The 22,635-nt window shown below is 45.2% G+C and carries 25 protein-coding genes; 16 read left to right on the plus strand and 9 right to left on the minus strand.

Features of this window, described 5'->3' with window-relative positions; translation table 11 throughout:
* Positions 1-14: 14 nt before the first annotated feature.
* Both FD968_RS01845 and FD968_RS01850 read right to left on the minus strand, forming a co-directional pair.
* Complete coding sequence (locus tag FD968_RS01845; RefSeq protein WP_215367105.1) at positions 15-926, minus strand: amidohydrolase; 912 nt, start codon at positions 924-926, stop codon at positions 15-17.
* Positions 927-931: 5 nt separating this feature from the next.
* A complete protein-coding gene (locus tag FD968_RS01850) occupies positions 932-1,927 on the minus strand; it encodes a tripartite tricarboxylate transporter substrate binding protein (RefSeq protein ID WP_215367106.1) in 996 nt (331 codons plus the stop codon).
* A 136-nt stretch (positions 1,928-2,063) separates the two neighbouring features.
* On the opposite strand from FD968_RS01850, the gene pcaD reads away from it, so the two are divergent.
* From pcaD to FD968_RS01885, 7 genes are all read left to right on the plus strand, one after another.
* Positions 2,064-2,879 carry a 3-oxoadipate enol-lactonase gene (gene pcaD / locus FD968_RS01855; protein WP_215367107.1) on the plus strand — a complete coding sequence of 272 codons (816 nt, stop codon included), beginning with the start codon at positions 2,064-2,066 and terminating at the stop codon, positions 2,877-2,879.
* Between the two features lie 53 nt (positions 2,880-2,932).
* The gene (locus FD968_RS01860) at positions 2,933-3,511 is read left to right on the plus strand and encodes an HdeD family acid-resistance protein (protein ID WP_215367108.1); all 579 of its coding nucleotides are present in this window, start codon (positions 2,933-2,935) and stop codon (positions 3,509-3,511) included.
* Positions 3,512-3,569: 58 nt separating this feature from the next.
* Positions 3,570-3,755 carry a hypothetical protein gene (locus FD968_RS01865; RefSeq protein ID WP_215367109.1) on the plus strand — a complete coding sequence of 62 codons (186 nt, stop codon included), beginning with the start codon at positions 3,570-3,572 and terminating at the stop codon, positions 3,753-3,755.
* 24 nt (positions 3,756-3,779) lie between these two features.
* Positions 3,780-5,957, plus strand: a complete 2,178-nt coding sequence (locus tag FD968_RS01870; protein ID WP_215367110.1) for a TonB-dependent receptor — start codon at positions 3,780-3,782, stop codon at positions 5,955-5,957.
* 117 nt (positions 5,958-6,074) lie between these two features.
* Positions 6,075-7,343: a sorbosone dehydrogenase family protein gene (locus tag FD968_RS01875; protein ID WP_251367603.1), complete on the plus strand. Its 1,269-nt coding sequence runs from the start codon at positions 6,075-6,077 to the stop codon at positions 7,341-7,343.
* Positions 7,344-7,370: 27 nt separating this feature from the next.
* Positions 7,371-7,949, plus strand: a complete 579-nt coding sequence (locus FD968_RS01880; protein ID WP_215367111.1) for a cytochrome c — start codon at positions 7,371-7,373, stop codon at positions 7,947-7,949.
* Positions 7,950-8,034: 85 nt separating this feature from the next.
* Positions 8,035-9,093 carry an acyltransferase gene (locus FD968_RS01885; RefSeq protein WP_215367112.1) on the plus strand — a complete coding sequence of 353 codons (1,059 nt, stop codon included), beginning with the start codon at positions 8,035-8,037 and terminating at the stop codon, positions 9,091-9,093.
* Between the two features lie 3 nt (positions 9,094-9,096).
* Here FD968_RS01885 and yjgA read toward each other — a convergent pair whose 3' ends face one another.
* Positions 9,097-9,624: a ribosome biogenesis factor YjgA gene (gene yjgA, locus FD968_RS01890; protein ID WP_215367113.1), complete on the minus strand. Its 528-nt coding sequence runs from the start codon at positions 9,622-9,624 to the stop codon at positions 9,097-9,099.
* A gap of 31 nt (positions 9,625-9,655) precedes the next feature.
* Positions 9,656-9,865 carry a helix-turn-helix domain-containing protein gene (locus FD968_RS10605; protein ID WP_215367114.1) on the minus strand — a complete coding sequence of 70 codons (210 nt, stop codon included), beginning with the start codon at positions 9,863-9,865 and terminating at the stop codon, positions 9,656-9,658.
* 80 nt (positions 9,866-9,945) lie between these two features.
* On the opposite strand from FD968_RS10605, the gene FD968_RS01900 reads away from it, so the two are divergent.
* The 6 genes from FD968_RS01900 (at position 9,946) to FD968_RS01925 (ending at position 17,552) form a co-directional block, all read left to right on the plus strand.
* Positions 9,946-11,565, plus strand: a complete 1,620-nt coding sequence (locus FD968_RS01900) for a GMC family oxidoreductase (protein WP_215367115.1) — start codon at positions 9,946-9,948, stop codon at positions 11,563-11,565.
* 49 nt (positions 11,566-11,614) lie between these two features.
* Entirely contained in the window at positions 11,615-12,514 is a 900-nt protein-coding gene (locus FD968_RS01905; RefSeq protein WP_371817753.1) for an EamA family transporter, read from the plus strand.
* Between the two features lie 148 nt (positions 12,515-12,662).
* Entirely contained in the window at positions 12,663-13,847 is a 1,185-nt protein-coding gene (locus FD968_RS01910) for an ABC transporter substrate-binding protein (RefSeq protein WP_215367116.1), read from the plus strand.
* 135 nt (positions 13,848-13,982) lie between these two features.
* Positions 13,983-14,861: a branched-chain amino acid ABC transporter permease gene (locus FD968_RS01915; RefSeq protein ID WP_215367117.1), complete on the plus strand. Its 879-nt coding sequence runs from the start codon at positions 13,983-13,985 to the stop codon at positions 14,859-14,861.
* A gap of 2 nt (positions 14,862-14,863) precedes the next feature.
* Complete coding sequence (locus FD968_RS01920) at positions 14,864-16,792, plus strand: ATP-binding cassette domain-containing protein (protein WP_215367927.1); 1,929 nt, start codon at positions 14,864-14,866, stop codon at positions 16,790-16,792.
* A gap of 31 nt (positions 16,793-16,823) precedes the next feature.
* Positions 16,824-17,552: an ABC transporter ATP-binding protein gene (locus FD968_RS01925; RefSeq protein ID WP_215367118.1), complete on the plus strand. Its 729-nt coding sequence runs from the start codon at positions 16,824-16,826 to the stop codon at positions 17,550-17,552.
* Positions 17,553-17,619: 67 nt separating this feature from the next.
* Here FD968_RS01925 and FD968_RS01930 read toward each other — a convergent pair whose 3' ends face one another.
* Entirely contained in the window at positions 17,620-18,123 is a 504-nt protein-coding gene (locus tag FD968_RS01930; RefSeq protein ID WP_215367119.1) for a hypothetical protein, read from the minus strand.
* A 59-nt stretch (positions 18,124-18,182) separates the two neighbouring features.
* Positions 18,183-19,001, minus strand: coding sequence for a sulfite exporter TauE/SafE family protein (locus tag FD968_RS01935; RefSeq protein WP_215367120.1), 819 nt, complete (start codon positions 18,999-19,001; stop codon positions 18,183-18,185).
* A 90-nt stretch (positions 19,002-19,091) separates the two neighbouring features.
* Here FD968_RS01935 and FD968_RS01940 point away from each other — a divergent pair, with 90 nt between their 5' ends.
* The 3 genes from FD968_RS01940 (at position 19,092) to FD968_RS01950 (ending at position 20,860) form a co-directional block, all read left to right on the plus strand.
* Positions 19,092-19,964, plus strand: a complete 873-nt coding sequence (locus FD968_RS01940; RefSeq protein WP_215367121.1) for an MBL fold metallo-hydrolase — start codon at positions 19,092-19,094, stop codon at positions 19,962-19,964.
* Position 19,965: 1 nt separating this feature from the next.
* Positions 19,966-20,277 (plus strand): metalloregulator ArsR/SmtB family transcription factor, encoded by a 312-nt coding sequence (locus FD968_RS01945; RefSeq protein ID WP_215367122.1) that lies wholly within the window; start codon positions 19,966-19,968, stop codon positions 20,275-20,277.
* A 67-nt stretch (positions 20,278-20,344) separates the two neighbouring features.
* Positions 20,345-20,860, plus strand: a complete 516-nt coding sequence (locus FD968_RS01950; protein ID WP_215367123.1) for a DUF6803 family protein — start codon at positions 20,345-20,347, stop codon at positions 20,858-20,860.
* On the opposite strand, the gene FD968_RS01955 is transcribed toward FD968_RS01950, so the two are convergent.
* The 3 genes from FD968_RS01955 to FD968_RS01965 form a co-directional block, all read right to left on the minus strand.
* Positions 20,841-21,110: a hypothetical protein gene (locus FD968_RS01955; protein ID WP_251367604.1), complete on the minus strand. Its 270-nt coding sequence runs from the start codon at positions 21,108-21,110 to the stop codon at positions 20,841-20,843. The two genes, FD968_RS01950 and FD968_RS01955, sit on opposite strands and share 20 nt — an antisense overlap.
* 137 nt (positions 21,111-21,247) lie before the next feature.
* Positions 21,248-22,069 carry an FAD:protein FMN transferase gene (locus tag FD968_RS01960; RefSeq protein ID WP_251367605.1) on the minus strand — a complete coding sequence of 274 codons (822 nt, stop codon included), beginning with the start codon at positions 22,067-22,069 and terminating at the stop codon, positions 21,248-21,250.
* Positions 22,070-22,076: 7 nt separating this feature from the next.
* Positions 22,077-22,628, minus strand: a complete 552-nt coding sequence (locus FD968_RS01965; RefSeq protein ID WP_215367125.1) for an FMN-binding protein — start codon at positions 22,626-22,628, stop codon at positions 22,077-22,079.
* Between the last annotated feature and the right edge of the window lie 7 nt (positions 22,629-22,635).

Here is a 22,635-nt window from a genome sequence, read left to right on the forward strand (position 1 = left end):
ATTTGTTGGCTTATTTACAAATTGATTGCCGGAAAGTCATATAGGATACAGGGGTTATCGACCAGGATCGATTTTCTTAAGCTTGGGTCTGTAACCCAATCGCCAAATAGGTCACACAGATCAGCATCGTGAGGCATTTGCTTTTTGACCATCACATGGGGCCAGTCACTACCCCAAACGAGTTGCCTAGGGTTTGTGTTGATAACGGCATCATTAAACGGACGCATATCGGCATATGGAAGATCGCCATCGCAGATACGATAAGGACCTGTCATCTTGACCCAGGCCTGTTGGTTTTTGAGCAACTCTAATAAGCCCTGAAATCCTGCATCATTTACTCCATGTTTTGCATGGCTGTAACCAAAGTGACCAAATACTAAATCTACCGGAAAGTTTTCAAAGGTCTTGGCAAGGTTGGGGTATTCATTCACATGCATGAGTAGCTCAAGATGCCAGCCAAACGGTTCGATGCGATCTGCTAAAGCTTTTAGATTTTGTGTTGGTAAGCCAGCGGACTGATCAGCCACATCTACAATATTGCAACGAATGCCGCGCACACCGGCTATATTCAGTTGCTCTAACTCTTTGTCGCTCAATGTATTTGGATTGGTGGGGATAACAGCTACGCCACGAAACTTTTTGGGTTCTGCCTTGAGTGCTGCAAGCATCGCTTTGTTATCGGTACCATATACACTTGGTTGGACTAGAACTGCGCGGTCCACACCAAGCATGTGCAGCAAAAAATTGTAGTTTTCTAAGCTAGCATCTGGTGGTGTGTATATGCGCTCTTGCGCATACGGAAATTGAGCCGCAGGACCACAGACGTGAGCATGACAATCAACAGCCCCAACCGGAAACGCAATCTTTGGAGATCGTATCTCAGGGTCAGGGGCTTGGCACAGAGGCGCTGAAGGATGATTGGTCAATTGCTTTATTGCGGTTCAATATTCGCATCTTTGGCAATCTTTTGATACTTCGCCATTTCTTCGCGAACAAATTTGCCAAATTCAGTTGGGCTCATTGGCGTTGCTTTGATGCCTTTGGATTCATAAGCTGTTTTGACTTCAGGATCTTGCATCGATTGGTTGATGTCGGTATTAATCTTTTTAACTACTGCAGCTGGAGTACCTGTTGGCGCCCAAACACCAAACCAAAGACCAATCTCAAAATTGGGATAGCCTTGTTCAGCGATGCTAGCAATTTCTGGAACGGCGGGATTACGCGTTTTGCTAGTGATACCGAGGGCGCGCACCTTACCGCCTTTGAGTTGCCCAATCGCGGTATCCAGTGGTGCCATATAAAAAGCAGTGCGGCCTGACATGGTGTCAGAAATCGCTTCTGGCGATCCTTTATAGGGAACATGAATGAGTTTGATGCCCATCATTTGATTGAAGTACTCAGCAGCCAGGTGAGTAGAGCTACCAACGCCTGCTGAAGCAAAGGTAATCTCACCAGGTTTTGACTTTGCCGCGATCACTAAATCACGAATCGTTTGATAAGGGCCGTCTGCAGCGGTAATCATGACGTAAGGTGTTTGCCCAAGAATGGCCACATCAATCAAACTCTTGAGTGGGTCATAAGGCAATTTTTTATAAATAGCAGGGTTCGCTGCATAGGAAGCCGATTGCACGAGCAGGGTGTAACCATCTGGGTCAGCGTTGACTACAACACCTGTCCCGATCAGTCCGCCAGCACCAGGACGATTTTCAATAATGACAGGTTGTTTCCAAGTCTCGGTTAGGCTCTTTGCGACGACTCGTCCAGCAATGTCAGCCCCGGAGCCAGTAGTTAAAGGCACGATCATCTTGACAGTGCGATTAGGGTAGCTTTGGGCATTGACTATGACCGCCGAGACGGAGAGGCTCAGTATCAGAGCGAGCTTGCCAAGCATACGGGCGCGTTTGCCCTGAATTAGTGATGTCAACATCGTGTCTCCTATGACTTTTATAGCGTCGTTTTTATAGTGGCATGTGAATACCTTCTAGGGTATTTCATTGGATAATCTAACACGGTCTTAAAAATAGATAAATAGAGGCCGGTAGATCCAAAAAAGGCGGAGACAGATGACCCAATTACAAGATACTAAAACCGTTAACGTAAATGGCGTTGACATTGCCTATCGATTTGATGGCCCCCAGGATGCCCCAGTACTTTTGGTGGCGAATAGTTTGATGGCCAATGGCAGCATGTGGGATTGGAATGTGCCTGCTTTTGCCGATCGCTATCGCGTGCTACGTTATGACAAAAGAGGGCATGGCCAGTCTGGAGTTGTGCCTGGCCCATACAGCATTGCCCAATTAGCTGATGATGCAGTTGGTCTATTGGATGCACTGAAAATTGAGAAGGTGCATTTCATGGGCCTTTCAATTGGCGGGATGATTGGACAGCAATTGGGTGCGCGTTATCCTGAGCGCATTCGCTCACTTTCTCTTTGCAATACTGCTAGTGAAATGCCACCCCGCAGTTTGTGGGAAGACCGTTTTCAAACAGCTCGCTCACAAGGTCTTACTGGTTTGGTGGATGGCACGATTGGCCGCTGGTTCACCGCGCCATTTGTAGAACGCGCTCCACAAGATATTGAAAAAGTGCGTCAAATGATTTTAGCAACCAATGTGGATGGGTATATCGGTTGCGGTAGTGCGGTACGCGACATGGCACAAAGCACGATGTTGCTGAAGATCAAAGCGCCAACACTGGTTCTATCTGGTCGCCATGACCCTGCTTGTACGGTAGATCAAGGTATTGTGCTGAATCGTCTCATTGATGGATCGCAGATGGTTATTATTGAAGACGCAGCGCATTTATCAAATATTGAGCAGCCAACAAGATTTAACCAGGCAGTGCGAGCGTTTATTGATTCAGTGGATGATCGCCTTTAAGTATTAATCAAGATGTATTTCTAATGATGTAGTGATAACTAAAAAGGTTCCAAATGGCCGATTTATCTGTAGATCAAATTAAAGCAATTCGTACGAATGTATTAGGTGCAGCGGCAAAAGTTCCAGGCGCCCTCATCGGGCTTGGTGTTTTGTTCATCATTCTTGGCATGATTGGTGTTGCTGGTCAGGTTCTCTTTTCTTTAATCTCTGTCAATGTTCTCGGCATCTTCTTATTTGCGGGCGGCGTACTGCAGGGTGCCCATGCATTTAAATCTACTGGCTGGAAGAGTGTCAGTGTTCAGCTCGTTTTTGCTGTTTTATATATTGGCGCTGCAATCTATGTATGGGCGTTTCCAATTCCAGCGCTAGAGGCAATTACTTTGTGGTTAGCTGCAATCTTCTTTATCACTGGCTTCTTGCGTTTGGTTTCAGCATTTCAGCATCGTCATTTTGCTGAGTGGTTCTGGCTTGCCCTATCCGCGGCGATTTCTATATTGATGGGTGTACTCATCATGAATAGTTTCCCATCATCAAGTTTATGGTTGCCAGGACTCTTAATTGCGATTGAATTGTTGCTTCAGGGTTGGTCATTATTGTTCTTGGGCTTTGCAGCTAAGTCTTTAACAAAATAATTCGCTCAGTCATTCACTAAGTCATTCACTTCATCCTTAATAAAAAAGAGTAGTTGTCATGGCAATGAAAAAAACCGATCTCTATAAGAACTTGGCCTTGACCACTGCTCAACGGATGAAGAATGCTGCCAAGACTCCTAAGCCTGGCGCAGCTGAAGCGCATGCTAAAACCAAAAAAGAGCTAGCAGAGGCAAACCCGATGCTAGCTTCTTTGATGGGTAAGAGCAAAGCAAAGAAAAAGTAATGGTAGTCGCGCTTAGTAATAGTCATGCTTGAGCAACTGCGATTTAGCGCTAATGCGCTGACCCTCATATTTCTTCTGCAATCAAGTCAAGCTTGGTCGCAAATTGCACCGCCCCTGAACTACGATCAAAAACTCAATGACATGGTAGTCAATGCCACGCGTTCTGGCACTCAATTAGATCAAATGTCGCTGAATACGACGATCCTCACTAAAGAAGTCTTGGAGTCATCTCCAGATCAAACAATTGATCAGGTGCTCAAGAATGTGCCAGGTGTGTTTTTAAATGATGTGCCTTATTACCAAAAAGATCCTACAGGCCAAAGTATTAACGTTCGTGGTTTAGGTTACGGTCGCACTCTAGTATTAATTGATGGATTGCCTGCAAATGATGCCTTCTATGGAACGGTACAGTGGAACTTAGTGCCGATGTCTTCGATTGAATCGGTTGAGTTTGTGCGCGGTGGTGTTTCTAGCTTATATGGCAACTACGGTATGGGTGGTGTGATTAATATCAACACTAAAACACCTAAAAATAGTTCTCAAGAAGTATCTGCCAGTATTGGTTCGTTTGCGACGGGTAATGTTGCCGCCTCTAAAGATCTCGTTGTTTCAGATGCGATGCAAATGCGTTTTTCTGCCGATTACTTTTCCAGTGAAGGCTTTCAGAACTACGCTACGATTTCCCCCGGGTCACCTAGCAATATTAAAAATGGCATGGGTACCGATGCGGTCAAGAATTCCAATATCCGTCTCCAAAATTACTTTAAGCCTACGCAAGATACCAATGCGTTCCTGAGATTGGGCTATAGCACGATGGCGGATCTCAGTAATAACTACGCCATTGCCCCAAATTTGATTCAGACGGCAGATGTGGCAGGTGGCTCAACCACCAATCTTGACGTGAATAAAAAAGTTCAGGTGAATGTCTACTATCAAAATACGAACTTTTATAAGCAAACGGCCAATAACTTAACGGCAGCACCTTATAAGCCTTATATCAATGCCAATTACACCGATCCCTACTCAACGGTTGGCGCATCAGCTCAATACACGCATGATTTAAAGGTTGCTGGAATTGATCAATACATTATTGGCATTGATGCCAGAAATATCTCGGCATCTAATCAAACCAATACCCTCAGTAGTGCTGGTGCTGTCAATTCTGTGAGCTACGCACAGGGCCAACAAAATTTTTATGGCCTCTTAGGTCAAATTAAATCGAGTGCAAGCACGATTCCACTCGAAGCAACTTTAGGTGCCCGAGTCGATGCTTGGAATAGTCAAACACCGACTTCATACAATGCGGGCGCCAATGGTTCGAACCCTGTCTATCAGGGAGTGCCGAATCAAAGTAAGACCCAGCTCAGCCCAACCTTAGGCTTGTTATATAAAGCAAACAAAAATTGGGATTTGCGGAGCGCTGCATATCAAGCCTTTCATGCGCCTAGTATGAATAACACATTGCGTAGTTACGGCAATTCAGTTAGTGGATATTCTTTTGCGAATCCAAATTTAACCCCCGAAACGATGACGGGCTACGAAGTAGGAACAGATTACCGTTGGAAGAGTGGCTTCGCTCAGCTCACTGCTTTTAATAACTATATTCAAAATGCGATTGCTAGTTACAAAATTACCAGCGCTAATTCAGCGTATGCCTATAGTCTTTGTAGTGCTAACGGTATAGCTACTGGCACTTCCACAGGTTGTTATATTCCTGCAGGCTCAGCCTATACCAATGTCAGTTACTACACGAACCAACAAAATCTTTTAAGTCGCGGTATTGAGTTGCAGTATCACCATGATGTCAATGCGCAATGGGCTTTGGATGGTGGTTATTCCTATACACGTACTGTATTGACGTGGACTGCGACGACCGACCCAACTAACGCACAAGTTGGCGGTGTACCGATGAATATGGCCAATGCGGCGATTACCTATTACCCAGTACCGCAAGCAAGTCTGACAACCACCGTGCGTTATGTAGGCAACTCTTGGATGGCAACAGGTACTTTACCTGTGCCAGCTTATGCAATTGTTGGCCTTAAGGCTAACTATCAAGTTACCCCTCAGGCATCAGTTTTTGCATCTGTCGTGAACTTATTAAATCGCCAATACGTCACCTTCAATATTGCTTCCCAGGCTTCCTCATATCAGGCGGGCATGCCCCAGGCAGTCACTGTTGGTGCACGCATTACCTTCTAAGTCTTAGTTATATAGGGCATTACCCTAGAAAATGGGCTAGCCCCCTGAGTAAAAGAGTGCTTAAATAGTGCAGAAGTCAAAATAAATACTAAGAAATATGAAATATGGGAGATTTAAATGAACGCAATGAATAAGCCGGCGATGAATAAACTCATCCCACTGGCAGCCGCTTTATTGGCATCCTCACTAATCGGTTTGCAAGGTTGCTCTACTAATACTGCTGCTGTTGCTGAGGCTCCTAAGCCGGCAGCTGCACCAGCGCCAGCATGGAAGCAGGGCATGGGTGCAGATATGTCCACCTCTAAGCTTGCGCCATTGGCTGGCAAGATGACTGCTACCCCAGCAAATGAAATTCCACTCAATACATTGAAATTGCCGCCGGGCTTCAAGATTGAAGTCTATGCAACTGGCATTCCTGGCGCTCGTGAAATGGCTATGGGTGATAACGGAAAGATTTACATCGGTACCCGTGCAATTGGTCGTGTCTATGAAGTTAGCGATAACGGCAAAGAGCGTACCAGCCGAGTTGTAGTGGATAAGTTGGTGCAGCCTTCAGGTGTTGCCTATAAAAATGGATCGCTCTATGTGATGGCGATTGATAAAGTCTTACGCTACGACGGCATTGGCAAAAATCCCAATGTGGCACCAGTCGATCTAACATCTAAGTTCAATTTGCCACCAGAGCAACATCACAACTGGAAATATTTAGCTTTCGGGCCGGATGGTAAGTTGTATGTACCTTTTGGCGCGCCTTGCAATATTTGCGAACTGCCGACACCTGAATATGCTCAGATCCGTCGCTATAACGCAGATGGATCAGGCATGGAAGTATTAGCCACCGGCGTTAGAAATACCCAAGGCTTTGATTGGCATCCCGTTACCAAACAACTCTGGTTTACAAACCACGGCCGCGATTGGATGGGGGATGACAAGCCGAATGACACTCTGAATATCCTCGCCAAAAAAGGTGAAAACTTTGGCTTCCCTTATTGTCATGAAGGCAATATGCCTGATGACAAAATCATTAAGCCAAATGCTTGTGAGGGTGTCACTAAACCTGTTGCCTTATTAGGTGCTCATGCCGCTGCAATGGGTATTAAGTTCTATACCGGCAATATGTTCCCTGCTGAATATAAAAATGTGGCATTTATTGCTCGTAAAGGTTCATGGAACCGCAACATCAAGTCTGGCTATGACGTTGTGACGGTCAAAGCAGATGCTGATGGCAAGAATGCCAAGATCACACCATTCATTACCGGCTTTATGAATCCTGCTGATCAATCATTCTGGGGTCGCCCTACATTCTTCATGCAATTGCCCGATGGCTCTATGTTGCTGACGGATGAGCAGTTGGGTGCTATTTATAGAATTACCTACAAGAAATAAACATTGATATAGAACGTATTGGCTTTAATGAGATTGGTAAAAATAGCGGCGTTACTCTCGGGGGTTTATCTCTCGATAGTTGCGCCGCTTTCTTATGGGCAAGACATGAGTGCCAAGTTGGCTGTCTGTGGCGCTTGCCATGGCGCCGATGGCAATTCCACGATGGCAGGTACCCCATCGCTAGCGGGTCAACCTAAGATATTCCTGGAAAACAACCTCATCATGATTCGGGAAGGCATTCGGGATATTCCTGTGATGAAGGGCCAATTGGATGGCTTGAGCGATCCTCAAATTATTGCTCTCGCAAAGTTTTATTCTGCACAAACACTCAAGCCAATGCCAGGTAAGCGTGATGAAGCTTTATATGAGAGAGGGCAACTCCTTTCAAAACAAGCGCTTTGTGGCACATGCCATTTGCCTGATTACGTGGGGCGTGAGCAAATGCCCCGTCTAGCAGGGCAGCGCGAAGATTACTTGCTCCATACCATGCGTCAATTTCGGAATAATCAAGCAACTGGGCGCGACACGATCATGGCGGCCTCCTTGTATGGTATGAACGATGATGACCTTAGGGCTATCGCCCAGTACTTATCCCAATTAAAATAAGATTTTTATCGCTGCATCAAAAGATTCGACTTAAGCTGGTTTAAGCGAATACTCGATGAGTCGCCTTTTTAAGTAGATCACTTCATTGCAAGTCAAAAACCATTTTTTATTAATTGATTTCCTCAAGGTCTTTGCGGCTCTTTTAATTATTCTTCACCATCTGTCGAGCTACGGCCAGATCGCTGAGGATGCACGCGTTGTATTGCCAGGACTAATGACTTGGTTGTTTGAGTATGGGCGCTATGCGGTCCAGATCTTCTTGGTCATGGCGGGTTACTTAGCGGCACAGTCATTAAGTCGCTACGCCAATGCTCCATTTAGCGCTCAAGGTTTATTGAAAGTTATCCTGAATCGTTATTTGCGTTTGTTCGGCCCCTACGCTGTTGCGTTGTTATTTACCATTGCCTGCGCCTATGTTGCGCGCTTTTGGGTGAATGATGAATTCGTGGGTGAATCTGAAACCCTGGCTCAATTTATAGCGCATCTCTTTTTGATCCAAGGCATCCTAGGGTTAGATTCTATTTCTGCGGGCGCCTGGTACATTGCGATTGATTGGCAGTTGTATTCTGTCCTCGCTATTTTGCTGATCTCTTTTCCGCGCTATCAATCTGTGATCTGGATTATTAGCATCCTAGCAGTGAGCTCATTACTATTCTTTAATCGCTCCGGAAATTATGAGGCTTACTTTATTTACTTCATTGGCTCATACGGACTTGGAGTGCTGGCCTATCTGGCCAAGTGCTTTGACAATCAAAGTGTTAATCGATTAGTCAAATTTTCACTGACTCTGATTGGCATCATTATTTTGATTTCTTCGTTTCAACACTTATGGCTCAGAAATATCTTGGCTTGGTCAGTTGCAGTCGCCTTGCTGTTCTGGGGTGATCAAACCTATCCCAATCAGACTAATCAAGGAATCCTCAAAGCCATTGCCTGGGCAAGCCCTCGCTCTTATTGCGCTTTCTTAATTCACTTTGCATTCATCTTGTTGGCCAACACGGTATATATCGCTTGCAACTTGCATCAACACGAGAGTGGGGCGCTGGCAATAACCATGATGTTTGCGGTAGTGGTGCTTAGTACGATTGCGGCAAACTATTTGTATCGATGGATTGAAGTACCATCGATGAAACTCAAAATCTAAGCTTTACAAGCCCATCTCTTTTAAGACGCGAAAAATTTCGCGATAAGCTTTGGGCGGCTTATTTTGTTCTTTTTCTCTGCGCGCATTACGAATGAGGGTGCGCATATTCTGAATATCCATATCGGGATATTGCTCAATCATTTTGGTGAAGGTTTCATCATTGGCGATAAGTCGATCACGATAGCTTTCTAGGAAATGCAGCTTTGCAGTTTCTGCTTTGCTCACACCTTGAATGGCATCGAGACGTTTTTGGATTGCTTCAAGCTCTTCTTCATCTAAAAAGCGCATCAGCTTACCCAGATATTGCTTGTGGCGACGAATCGCTTCAAAGCTCTTAATCTTGTTGGTCTCAGCAATCGCTGTTTTAATCGCTTCATCCAGTGGAATGGTTTTGAGGGCATCGCTACTCAAAGCGGCCAAGACTTCCGCCAATTTCTGGCGTTCAGTCATCTGACGCTTTAACTCCGACTTGCTTGGACCTTCGTCTTCCTCAGCAAGCTTGGGAGTGCGGTTTTTCTCATTAATGTGCATGTGACTATTTTAGACGGGTATTGGACTTTCACTATTCTTTGCTGATTTTCTGTTTCAGTAGTCTCAGATCGTTGCTTGAAAATAACTGGCTTCTTCCAATGATTAATCTAGGCTTTAATCTTCCAGTTTGAACATACCTTCGTAAGGTGGGAAGTGATATCTCTAAATATTCTGCAGCCTCTTCTGCCGAAAAGGATGCTTCTCTTAGATGTCCAAATACTTGCTCATGCGTATAGTTCATTTTTTAATTTTACGCGGTGCTTAGAAATGAGTTTTAGTAAATAATAGCTACTATTGAGATAAAGGTTATTTCCATAAGTTATGACTCAAGCAAATACTTACGACTACATCATTATTGGGGCAGGCAGTGCTGGCTGTATGTTGGCTAAGCGTTTAACTGAAAACCCTCAAAAGAAGGTTTTGTTGATTGAAGCCGGCAAGAACGACAACTACATCTGGATTCATATTCCAGTGGGTTACCTCTACTGCATTGATAACCCCAGAGCAGATTGGCGCTTTAAGACCGTTGCTGAAAAAGGCCTCAATGGTCGCTCATTACTTTATCCCCGCGGTCGCGTGCTCGGTGGTTGCTCATCGATTAACGGCATGATCTATATGCGTGGTCAAGCGGGTGATTATGAATCTTGGGTGCAAGCAACAGGTGATGATGCATGGTCTTGGGAAAATGCCCTCAAGCGCTACAAAGAGTTTGAGGATTATCACAGCGACGCCAATCAATGGCATGGCAAAGGTGGTGAGTGGACAGTATCTAAGCAGCGCTTGCGTTGGCCCATCATGGATCGGTTTAAAGATGCTGCAGTTGAAGCGGGTATTCCAGCATCGGATGACTTCAATTGTGGTGATAACTTTGGCGTAGGTTACTTTGATGTGAGTCAGCGTAAAGGTTGGAGACTCAATACTTCAAAGGCTTTCTTAAAAGATGCCGCCAAGCGTAGCAATCTAACAGTGCTGACTGAAGCGATTGTGACCAAACTGAAAATCGATCCAGACACTAAAAATTGTGCTGGTGTTGAGTATCGCAAGAACGGTGCCACGAATGAAGCATTGATCAATGCAAGTGGTGAAGTTATTTTGAGTGCAGGCGCTATTGGTAGCGTACAAATCTTAGAGCGCTCTGGCATTGGCGCTGCTGCACATTTAAGCAAACTCGGTATCCCAGTGATTGCTGATTTACCAGGTGTTGGTGAAAATCTTCAAGATCATCTGCAGTTGCGTATGGTCTATAAAGTAAATGGCATTAAAACACTGAACACTAAAGCCAATTCTCTATTTGGCAAGGTGATGATTGGTTTGGAATATCTCTTTAAGCGCTCGGGCCCCATGTCGATGGCGCCTTCCCAGCTTGGCGCGTTTGCCTATACTTCTCCGGAGCAAAAGAGCGCCAACGTGGAATATCACGTGCAACCTTTGTCTCTTGAAAGGTTTGGTGAGGACCTGCATTCCTTCAATGCATTTACTGCCAGTGTGTGCAACTTACGACCCACATCGCGCGGTAGTGTGCATATCACCTCGACTGATCCTGAAGCGCCTCCAGCAATTCATCCGAATTACTTATCGACCGATGAGGATCGCAAAGTAGCAGCAGAGTCTTTGCGTTTAACGCGCAATATTGTGAAGCAGTCTGCGCTTGCCCCATATGCGCCGGAAGAATACAAGCCAGGGATACAGCATCAAAGTGATGCAGAGTTAATTAAAGCGGCTGGTGATATCGGCACAACGATTTTTCACCCGGTCGGTACTTGCAAGATGGGGCGTGATGATGACCCAATGGCAGTGCTTGATTCACAGTTGCGAGTTCGGGGCATTCATCATTTACGAGTTGTTGATGCTTCTGCTATGCCAACGATTACCTCCGGCAATACTGCGGCACCCACCATGATGATGGCTCAGCGCGTGGCGGAATTGCTCACGCGTGAATAGTTCACTCAATCAAGAATGCAAGCAAATAAACAAGCAACTGAGTAAGCAACTGAGTTACCAGTTACCAATCAGCCATTTGTTACTAGCGCTGGCGATTGTGGCGGTCTGGGGTACTAACTTTGTGGTGATCAAAGTCTCCTTAGAGAGTTTTCCGCCATTTTTATTTGCTGCCCTGCGTTATCTATTTGCTTTTTTGCCAGCAGCATTCTTTTTGCCAAGGCCAAAAGTATCTTGGATCAATCTCTGTGTCTATGGTTTGGCGGTAGGGGTAGGTCAGTTCGGAATGTTGTATTTTGCGATTGATGGCAATATTTCCCCAGGCTTAGCTTCCTTGGTCGTTCAGACCCAAGTATTTTTTACTATCGGCTTTGCCATGATTTTTGCTAAAGAAAGTCTTAAGCTCTATCAGGTCATCGCTGTAGCAGTGGCCATCACTGGTCTCGGAATTATTGCAGTGCACACAGATGCGACTACTACCTTCCTAGGTTTGGCTTTAGTCGTTTTTGCTGGCTTTTCTTGGGGTATTGCCAATACAGTCAGTCGCCGTGCCAGTGCAATCAATATGCTTTCCTATGTGGTTTGGGCCAGTATCTTTGCTATTCCTCCACTGTTTTTGATCTCCTGGGTCTTTGAGGGGGGTTGGGTGTCAATGAGCACTTCACTGGCTTCGGCACCAATAGGTGCTTGGCTTGGGGTTCTATGGCAGTCTTGGGGAAATACGCTATTTGGCTTTGGTGCCTGGGCTTGGTTGCTTTCCAAGCACCCTGCAGCAGTTGTAGTCCCTGCAGGATTATTGGTACCCATTTTTGGCATGGGTGCGGCAACTTATTTCTTAAGTGAACCGCTGCCGCTATGGAAGATCTTGGCTGCGGGGTTAGTGATTACTGGCTTAGTGGTTAATTTATTTTGGCCGAGCATCGCAGAGCAGCTCAAACACCGTTTTTCTTGAGGCATTTATTGCCTCCTGGGGCTAGTGTAAAACCCTAATAGAACTCTCTTTTTTTGCCCTTGCATTGACTGTAAGATAGCTATTCGTTATCTGTTGTACCTATAAAAAAGTATTTATTTAATTAGCATTTTTTAGTCATGGAGACTTTATGAATATTCGTCATCACATTTTTGCAGTAGCTGCTGCTGCAATTCTCGCAACAGGCGCTAACGCTGCCGATATCAAAGTAGGCGTTGCAGGTCCATTTACTGGTGGTTCATCCTCAATGGGCGTCAGTATGCGTGACGGTGTTCGCCTTGCTGCAAAAGAAATTAATGCTGCTGGTGGTATCAATGGCAACAAGATTGTATTGGTCGAGCGTGACGATGAAGCGAAAAACGAGCGTGGCGTGCAAATTGCGCAAGAGTTGATCAACAATGAAAAAGTGGTAGCAACTTTAGGCTACATTAACACTGGTGTTGCATTGGCTTCACAACGTTTCTATCAAGATGCCAAGATTCCAGTATTGAATAACGTTGCTACTGGTACATTGATTACCAAGCAATTCCCTAATGCTCCCGAAAACTATGTTTTCCGTAACGCTGCAGCTGACAATATTCAAGCGCCAATGATTGCTAAAGAAGCAGTTGAGAAGCGTGGCTTGAAGAAAGTAGCGATTTTGGCTGACTCTACAAACTACGGCCAATTGGGTCGTGAGGACTTGGAGAAGGCATTGAAGGGTTATGGCGTAACTCCAGTGGCAACTGAAAAGTTCAACATTGGTGACGTTGATATGACTGCACAATTGCTCAAGGCAAAAAATGCTGGCGCTGAAGTGATTTTGACCTACGCAATTGGACCTGAGTTGGCACAAATCGCTAACGGTATGGCGAAATTGGGTTGGAAAAAACCAATGATCGGTAGCTGGACTCTGTCTATGGCTAGCTTCATTGACACTGCTGGTAAGAATGGTAACGGCGCAACTATGCCAGAAACTTTCATTCAGAACCCTCCAACAACACCTAAACGTAAAGCATTCGTTGACTCTTACTTAAAAGAGTTCAAGCCAAAGAATGGCATCATCGCCTCACCAGTTTCTGCTGCCCAAGGTTACGATTCTGTATACCTCTTGGCTGCAGCGATCAAGCAAGCTAACAGCACTGAAGGACCAAAGATCTTGGCAGCATTGCAAGACCTCAAGTCTCCAGTTGATGGTGTTGTGATTACTTACAACAAGCCATTCTCTGCAAATGATCACGAAGCTATCAAGGCTAAAGACGTTGTCATGGGTGTAGTTGAGAACGGTCGTGTTGAGTTCCTGAATGCTGAGGATGCAACTGCTAAGAAGAAGTAATTCAGCTTCAATCTGCAGGCAATAAGTTATTTTGCACTGCAACATATAGTAAAGCAAAACGCCGCCCAAAAAGCGGCGTTTTGCTTACAATGTCGGATTCGTCAATAAAACAGTTTTAAATATTTAGGCCAAAAAATGGACATGTTTGCACAAATCCTCTCAAGCGGTATCGCTGTGGGGATGATCTATGCGGTAATCGCTTTCGGTTTCCAGCTAACTTTTGCCACCTCCGGCACATTGAACTTCGGACAAGGTGAGGCCCTAATGTTGGGCGCACTGGTCGGTTTGACTTGTGTGGATACCTTTGGAATGAACTATTGGGTGATGATCCCAGTGGTATGTTTATTCGGCATGATTCAAGGTGGCTTCGTTGAGATGATCGGCGTGCGCCCCGCAATCAAAATTAAATCTGAGTTTGGTTGGATTATGTCGACGATCGCGCTCGGTATTATTTTCAAGAACGTGGCTGAAAATATTTGGGGCCGTGATGCATTGCCATTTCCATCACCATTGCCAATGGAGCCAATGAATTTCTTGGGTGCAAATATTCTCCCCATGGAAATCTTAGTGGTGGTTGGTGCTTTAGTGATGATGTTATTGGTTGAGTTCTTTAACCGTAAAACTATTTACGGTAAAGCAGTCGTTGCGACGGCAAACGATCGTGATGCTGCAGGCTTGATGGGTATTAATACCAGTCAAGTGATTACCTTCTCTTATGCACTTTCTTCTTTGACAGCAGCCTTTGCTGGTGTATTGATTGCGCCCTTAACGCTGACTGGTGCAACTATGGGCGGCGCCTTAGGTTTGAAAGCTTTCGCTGTAGCGATTATTGGCGGTCTTTCTAGTGGCCTTGGCATTATTGTGGGTGGTTTGATTTTGGGTATTGTCGAAACAGCTACCGGTTTTTATATCTCTACTGGATACAAAGACGTACCAGGTTTGATTTTGTTATTGCTCGTGTTGGCATACAAACCATCTGGTCTCTTCGGCAAATCTGCAATTAAGAAAGTTTAATGATGAAATTGAAGTCTCTATTACCGCTATTAATTGCGATTGCGGCACTTTTTGCCCTGCCCTTATTTGTTCACAACCCTTATTACATTCACTTAGTTGAAACCATTCTGATCTACACCATCTTGTTATATGGTTTGGATATCGTGGTGGGTTATGTGGGTCAGGTTTCCCTGGGTCACGCGGCGCTTTTCGGCATTGGCTCTTACACTGCCGGTGTCTTGTACTTCCACTTTGGTTGGACCATTTGGGGCACTCTACCTGCCTCTATCGTGGTGACCTCCATCTTTGGCGGTATCTTGGCGTTACCAGCCCTGAAGGTAATCGGCCCTTACTTAGCGATGGTGACCTTGGCTTTTGGAACCATTGCGCAGATTCTGATTAATGAGATGACTTGGATGACTGAAGGCCCATTAGGCATCAAGATTCCGAAGCCTGATTTAATGGGCGTACCGATGACCAAGGCGGAGTATTTCTGGATGGTAGGCATCATCCTCATCATCTCCATGATCATAGTAGATCGCTTTGTCAAATCTCAAGTTGGCCGTGCATTCGAGGCTTTACGTGATAGCCCAATCGCTTGTGACTGTATGGGCGTATCTGTATACCGCTTTAAAGTGATTGCATTTGTGATCAGCGCTGGCTTTGCTGGTTTAGCTGGTTGCTTGTACGCTTATTCTGAGCAATATATTTCACCGAATACTTACAACAACGAACTAGCTGTTTTATTCTTGCTTGGCATCATTATGGGTGGACGCAAGTCACGCCTAGGTGCATTGATTGGCGCAGCGATTATTGTGCTCTTGCCAAAACTCTTAGACGATATCAACCTGTTCCGTATTGTTGCCTCCATCATCGCTATCGTAGTGGTGGTCGGTGCTGGTATGGCCTTATCTAAGAAGGTCACCACACCAAGACGTGTAGCGATTCCGATTGCAGGTGTGGTTGGTCTGGCAGCATTCTCATTCTGGCTCAACACCATCTCTGACTGGCGCCTCAGTATTTTCGGTTTCATGATTTTGCTCGTGGTGTATTACTTGCAAAACGGTATCGTAGGTTTTGCGAAGAGCTTCTACCAATCCATTGTCGGTAAAGCTAAAACTACTCGCGGTGGTGATGCTGAAGTAGTTGACGACTCCGTTAGCTTTATTAGTGCAATTGGCAATCAAAATGCTGGTACTGAGCTCCTCAAGGTGGACTCCATCTTGATGCAGTTCGGTGGCTTGAAGGCCTTGAACAATGTTGATCTCAGCGTTAAACGCGGCACGATTCATGGCTTGATCGGTCCAAACGGTTCCGGTAAGAGCACGATGATGAACGTATTGACTGGTATCTACACGCCGACTGCTGGTAACGTTTTGTATGCTGGCGAGACAGTGGTTGGTAAGACTTCTTCTGACATTGCGCTCTCCGGTATTGCGCGTACCTTCCAAAACGTTCAGCTTTTTGGCGAGATGACTGCGATCCAAAATATTTTGGTTGGTTTGCATCACACCTTCAAGTCGAACATGGTAGAAATTGCTTTGAATCTGCCACGTTACAAACGGGAAGAAGCAGAAGCCCACGCTCGCGCCTTAGCGCTTCTCAAATTTGTTGGGTTGGATGATTTAGCGAATGAAGAGGCACGTAACTTGCCATACGGTAAGCAACGTTTGCTCGAGATCGCTCGTGCATTGGCACTTGACCCAGAGTTGCTCCTTTTGGATGAGCCAGCCGCAGGTTTGACTGCTCCAGATATCAAAGAACTCTTGCGCATTATTCGTAAGATTCGCGATAACGGCATTACATTCATTCTGATCGAACACCATATGGACGTGGTGATGTCAGTTTGCGATACCGTTTCTGTCTTGGACTTTGGTCAGAAGATTGCAGAAGGTAAGCCAGCTGAAGTTCAGGCAGACGAGAAGGTGATTCATGCCTACTTGGGTACTTAATCACTAGAACAATATTGAATCGGTAAATACCATGTTATCTATTAAGAATCTTGAAGCAGGCTACGGCAAAGTCAAAGTCCTCCACGGCATCAATATTGATGTTCCTAAAGGACAAGTGATCACTTTGATCGGCTCTAACGGCGCAGGCAAAACAACTACGATGCGTGCCATCACTGGCATGATTAAGCCAACGGGCGGTGAAGTTACCTTGGGTGGCGAAAAAATTGACGGTTACGACTCTCATAAAATCGCTCGCTTAGGTTTGGCGCATAGCCCGGAAGGTCGTCGTGTATTCACAACCATGTCAGTGACTGACAATTTATTGCTTGGCGCATTTCCACGCTTTACTGGAAGCCGTCCAAAGGGTGACATTAAGAATGACTTAGAAAAGTCACTCGAAATGTTCCCACGTCTCAAAGAGCGTCGCAATCAATTGGCTGGTACTTTGTCTGGCGGTGAGCAACAGATGCTAGCAATGGCCCGTGCCGTGATGCTCAATCCAGAGATCATTCTCTTGGATGAGCCATCCATGGGTCTAGCACCAATTTTGGTTGAGGAAGTATTTAAGATCATCTCCAATCTCAAATCACAGGGTGTCACGATGTTGTTGGTGGAGCAGTTTGCCGCCGCAGCTTTGAATGTTGCTGACTATGGCTACGTATTAGAGAACGGTAAGATTGCTACTCATGGACCTGCCGCTAAGCTCAAAGATGATCCAGCTGTGAAAGCAGCCTACTTGGGTGGTGCAGGCGGTCACTAAGTAAGCCTCCTTTAGTAAATGAAAAAGCCCTTAGATTTAAGGGCTTTTTCTTTTGGAACAAGGATTACTAGGCTCCGGAAATCAGTTTGATTGCTTCTCGAATCAACAGGGCGCGATAGCCCATATAAATGCCCACCAAGGTAAATCCAAATAAGAAGAGCTTGGGTATCAGAGCACCTTCGAGTACTAATTCGCTATTGAGTAGGCTAATCGCAACAGCAAAAAAGAAGATCGCGCCCAAACCCAGCACAATCCAGTTCTCATGATGTCGCACTTGCTGGGTTTGATTGGCATAAGCTAGAACCTGAAAAGTATTGTCTTTGGGGTAGCCCGAAACAATCATGCTGTCACCATCGGCAATGGCCATCGGAGTCGAAAACTTAGCTTCAATTGCTTTATCACCCAAGTCAAATTTAGAAATAAAGAAGCGCTTGTAATACACCGAGGAATGATCGTGGGTAGGCTTCTCGGGATTCACATATTCCAAGAGCTCATGATTGAGATTGCTCACTGTGCCCGATATGGCGCTGATCGAGGTGGATAAGAAATTGCTGGGTTTGGTAACAGACATCAGCAGGGCTCCTAGAAGGCTAAAGATCAGTATATAGAGAAGTGAGAGCCGTGGATGTTTCATAGGCTACTCAGACCTTTGATCGTGAGGCTTACTGCCACACCAAAAACCATGATGGCAAAAACCTGTTGCAGTTTAGGCCCGCTCAGTTTTTTACTGATAGCTAGGCCTAAGAGAAGGCCACCCAATGCTCCAATAGAAAAAGGGGCTGCCACAATAAAATTAAAGCCACCAGTTGCCGCAGAGAAGACCACACTACCGCCGGAGATAAGGGCTTGTACACCGAGTGAAGTTGCGATGATCGATTGTGCAGATAAATTGGTATAGCGCTTTAATGCTGGGATGATGATGAAGCCACCACCCACACCAAGAAGTCCCGATAGGAGACCGGCTAATCCGCCGGTGAGAGCAAGCGCTTTAGCGCAGGGTACATTCCAATAGAGCTTTCCGATAGCAGGATCTATTAAACAAGGCGGAGCTTTTCTTGGAGGGTCGGGGATACCTAAAGTCTTTTTTCGAGCTTGTCGATATTGATTCAAGGCAGAGTAAAAGAGGGCACCGCTAAAAATAAGTAATAGAGGACCATTTGGGATGCGGCTTGCGATCCAAAATCCAGCAGGAGCTAATGCAACTCCAAAGATTGCCATGAAGATGGCAGCTTTGTAACGTAACAGTTTATTTTTCAGCCCCAGTAATGCACCCACGCTAGCGGCGAGTGCAATCGCTGCAAGAGAGATTGGGCTGGCGTCCACCATATTCAAGTGAAGCGCAAAAACGAGCAGGGGCACTGACAAAATCCCCCCACCGGCACCGGTAAGGCCCATTAATAAACCCACTATGAGACCCAAAAAGGGGCTGAGGAGTATTGAGTCGTCCATTGCTAATTATTTTATATTAAGATAATATATAAATATATATATTAATTGCTTACTTCAACAGTGAAGATAAAGTATTCAAGAAAGGCTATTGTGAATCAAAACCCCCGTGCCGACGTAAAAGCGTTTTTTGATCCAGAGACTTGGACTTTTACCTATGTAGTCTTCTCAGGCAAAGGCAGCCCATGCGTAGTCATCGATTCGGTCCTCAATTACGATCCTAAGTCGGGAAGAACTTCTACTCGATCTGCGGATGAGGTAATTACATTTATACAAGCTGAACAATTGCAGTTGTCATGGATTTTGGAAACTCATGCCCATGCCGATCATCTTACGGCTGCCCCTTACTTTCAAAAAATATTGGGTGGGAAGATCGTCATTGGTAATCACATCACCAATGTGCAAAATGTTTTTAAAGGAATTTTCAATCTGGATGAACAATTCTCCATTGATGGATCCCAATTTGATTACCTATTAAAAGAAGATGAATCCTTGGCTTTTGGAAATCTTTCATTAAAGGCGCTTTACGTTCCTGGCCACACTCCTGCTTGTATGGCCTATGAAATCGGAGATGCGTTATTTGTTGGGGATACTCTCTTTATGCCTGATGTTGGCACCGCACGGTGTGACTTTCCTGGAGGCAGTGCTCAGACTTTGTACAGGTCTATTCAAAAGATACTGTCTTACCCTGATGAAACCAAGCTATACATGTGCCATGACTATCCACCAACGGATCGTCCTGTCGCGTATTACACAACCGTAGGAGAGGAGAAAAAGTCCAATATTCATGTTCACGCTGGCATCAGCGAGGATGACTTTATTCAAATGCGGAATAAACGTGATGCCACTCTGGATATGCCAAACCTCATATTGCCCTCTATTCAGATCAATATCCGCGCAGGGCATCTGCCTGAGCCTGAAGCCAATGGCAATTCCTACTTAAAAATCCCTCTGAATATGCTTTGATATGGCAATTAGTAAATCTGAACTTAAAAAAATGCAGGCATCTGCAAGTGATGCATGCAAGTTAATGAAAGTCCTATCAAACAGTGATCGCATGATGTTGTTATGCGAGATCGGGCAAGGCGAAAAATGCGTTAGTGAGCTTGAGCTTGCTCTCGATCTGCATCAGCCAACACTATCGCAGCAGTTAACCGTATTGCGTAAAGAGAAGTTAGTAAAGACGCGCAGAGAGGGTAAACAAATTTACTATTCTCTAGATAGTGAAATTGCTGTAGCTGTCATGGGCCTCCTCTATAAGCACTATTGCAAAAGATAGTAGCCCTCGCAACGAGGTGTATGCTGGTTAGTAATCTTTGGCTTATCTTTAGTACGACTGGAATCTGATGATGAGTATGACCCACTACATGCAGTTATTGGCCGATAACCAGCCATGGAATCTCATGATTTTTATGGCAATCCCAATCGTGCTGGCTGAGACTTTAGCTATCACCGAACTTTATATTCTGTTTACCCGGAAATTTCAGGGGGCGATATGGAATTTGAATCGATTTTCCGGAACGGCAGTCGGAATTTACTTTATTGGCATCATCATCTATCTGATGACTGCTGCTGTAATACCGATTACCAAATCGGGTGAGTGGAGAACAGTGATTGATGTTATTGCAGTCGGCTCTTATCTCATCGGCGGACTGCCTTTGATCTGGATCGCCCTGCAAGAGTTTGGTTTGGTGAATAAGCAATTAAACCAAGAGGGTAAATTAAAAGTTCATGCAATCTGTGTTGCATTATTTTTAGTATTTGGCCACGTTGCAATGATCAGTGGCATGCTAGACCCTGGCTTGCTTGGGTATCAAAGTACTGCGCATCCAATAATTATGCCTACCGATCACGCACATTAATTGTATGCAGTAAAAAAATAACAAAGAACGCTAGGCCAATCATCCAATGGAGATTGACTAAGGTATCTCGAATACCTTCGGGGCCGTAATATAGCAAAGCCCCTGTAATGATTAATGATGCTAGAAAACCCAGTTGACCTAAGCCGCTGAGCCATTTTCGTTTGGACTTCAGGCCTGCCTTAAGGTGAAAGGGTAGAACCGATCCTAGTGCCAACATCGCCAACATCGCTGCAACTCCATGTAATGCCAATATATTATGTGAGCCAAAAATGGACCTCTGTATCTGGAACTCATGGCCTACTAAGTAAACGCTTCCACTAAGCGAACAACTCAAAATCCCAAGCATTACGAACCATTTCTGCCACTGGGGCATCTTTCCTAAGCGAGTCATATGGCAATTTGAATCGCTTGCGCTGAAAACTTCGCAAAGCAAGGGTGATGAGCTTGATTTGAGATCGCCAGTACTTTAGTCAGGGCATCTGCATAGACGCATTCCTTGGCAACGATTGAATAGGAGCCTGATGATTCAAGGTAGCCATCAGATTCATCTACCAAAGGATTAATAAGATGGCTAACTTGCCCATCTCTTTTGGAGAAGTAGAGACTACTGGTAGCTAGAGCAGCATTTTGCAGGGTGCCAATTTCTAGTAGTTCTGAGGGATTCTTGGGGTTGCGAATATGGATGGGTATAGGGCTATCTCCGAATACCCTCAAGTCACCCCCTGCATTGACTAAGCCAGAGCTCACGCCTTCGGAGATCAGAATCTTGACAGCCATATCAACCGCAAACCCCTTGGCGATGCCACCAAGGTCGAGGCAGACTGGCCGAGAAGAAGTAATTAGTTCTGGCGTCAGAAAACAAATATCTTCGATACCGCCAAGATTGTGATTGGTGAAGTCAATATGACGAGGCAGAAGTCCGGCAGCAACGAGGCGATGGCCAATGCCACAGTTAAATAGGCCGCGTGAATGACGATGAATTTGTTTTGCAATCCGGAGGACTTGTGCAGTCCAAGGGTGAATATCTATCGCCTTGCTATGGGCATAACGGTTGATGTGATTGAGCTCGGTATTTGCTTGATGAAAACCCATTAATTCTTGGATCTTTTCAATGGCAGTAAATGCACGATCTATTACCCTTTGATCATCATCTTGATCTATGGTGATTTCAACAAAGGTTCCAAGAAGCGGCTTGCAGCGCGTGATCATACAATGCTCATTTCGATTTGGTTGGAATATTCTTCAATGCCAAGTCGTAGAGCACGGTGATACGTTTGACGCCATCAGTAAGGTGCTTGCAAGAGAGGGTAGCCCCACCAATATTCTGAATATCTTGATTAAGCTTGATGGGGTCGTTAATAGTTTTACCAAAAAATTGTTTGCGCCACTGTACTTCTGCAACTTCATAACCATAAGACTCAACGTATTCCAATACTTCAATACCCAAGATACTTCCCTTGGCATTCAGGGCAACGGCGTAGGTAATCATCTCGTGCTTACCTACAACCTCATCAACAATGAACCATCCACCATCGGATGTTCTCCAGATGCGCTCCCCTTGAAAAGGATGACGGATGCTCGAGGCCACCCGCATCCTTTCTTGTAAATCATCGGTAATGATGATGGGCGACTTACTCATCAATTTATTCGGAAATAGTATTTGCTGGGCTTGCTCAATAGAGACGTAAATTTTTGCTTGTACAAAGATTGGCGTCGTTAATAGGGCCAACCCAGCTAATGCATATAGATTTGGTTTCCAATGAATCATGTGCAAT

It is taken from the genome of Polynucleobacter sp. AP-Titi-500A-B4, from assembly GCF_018688095.1.
Lineage (GTDB): Bacteria > Pseudomonadota > Gammaproteobacteria > Burkholderiales > Burkholderiaceae > Polynucleobacter.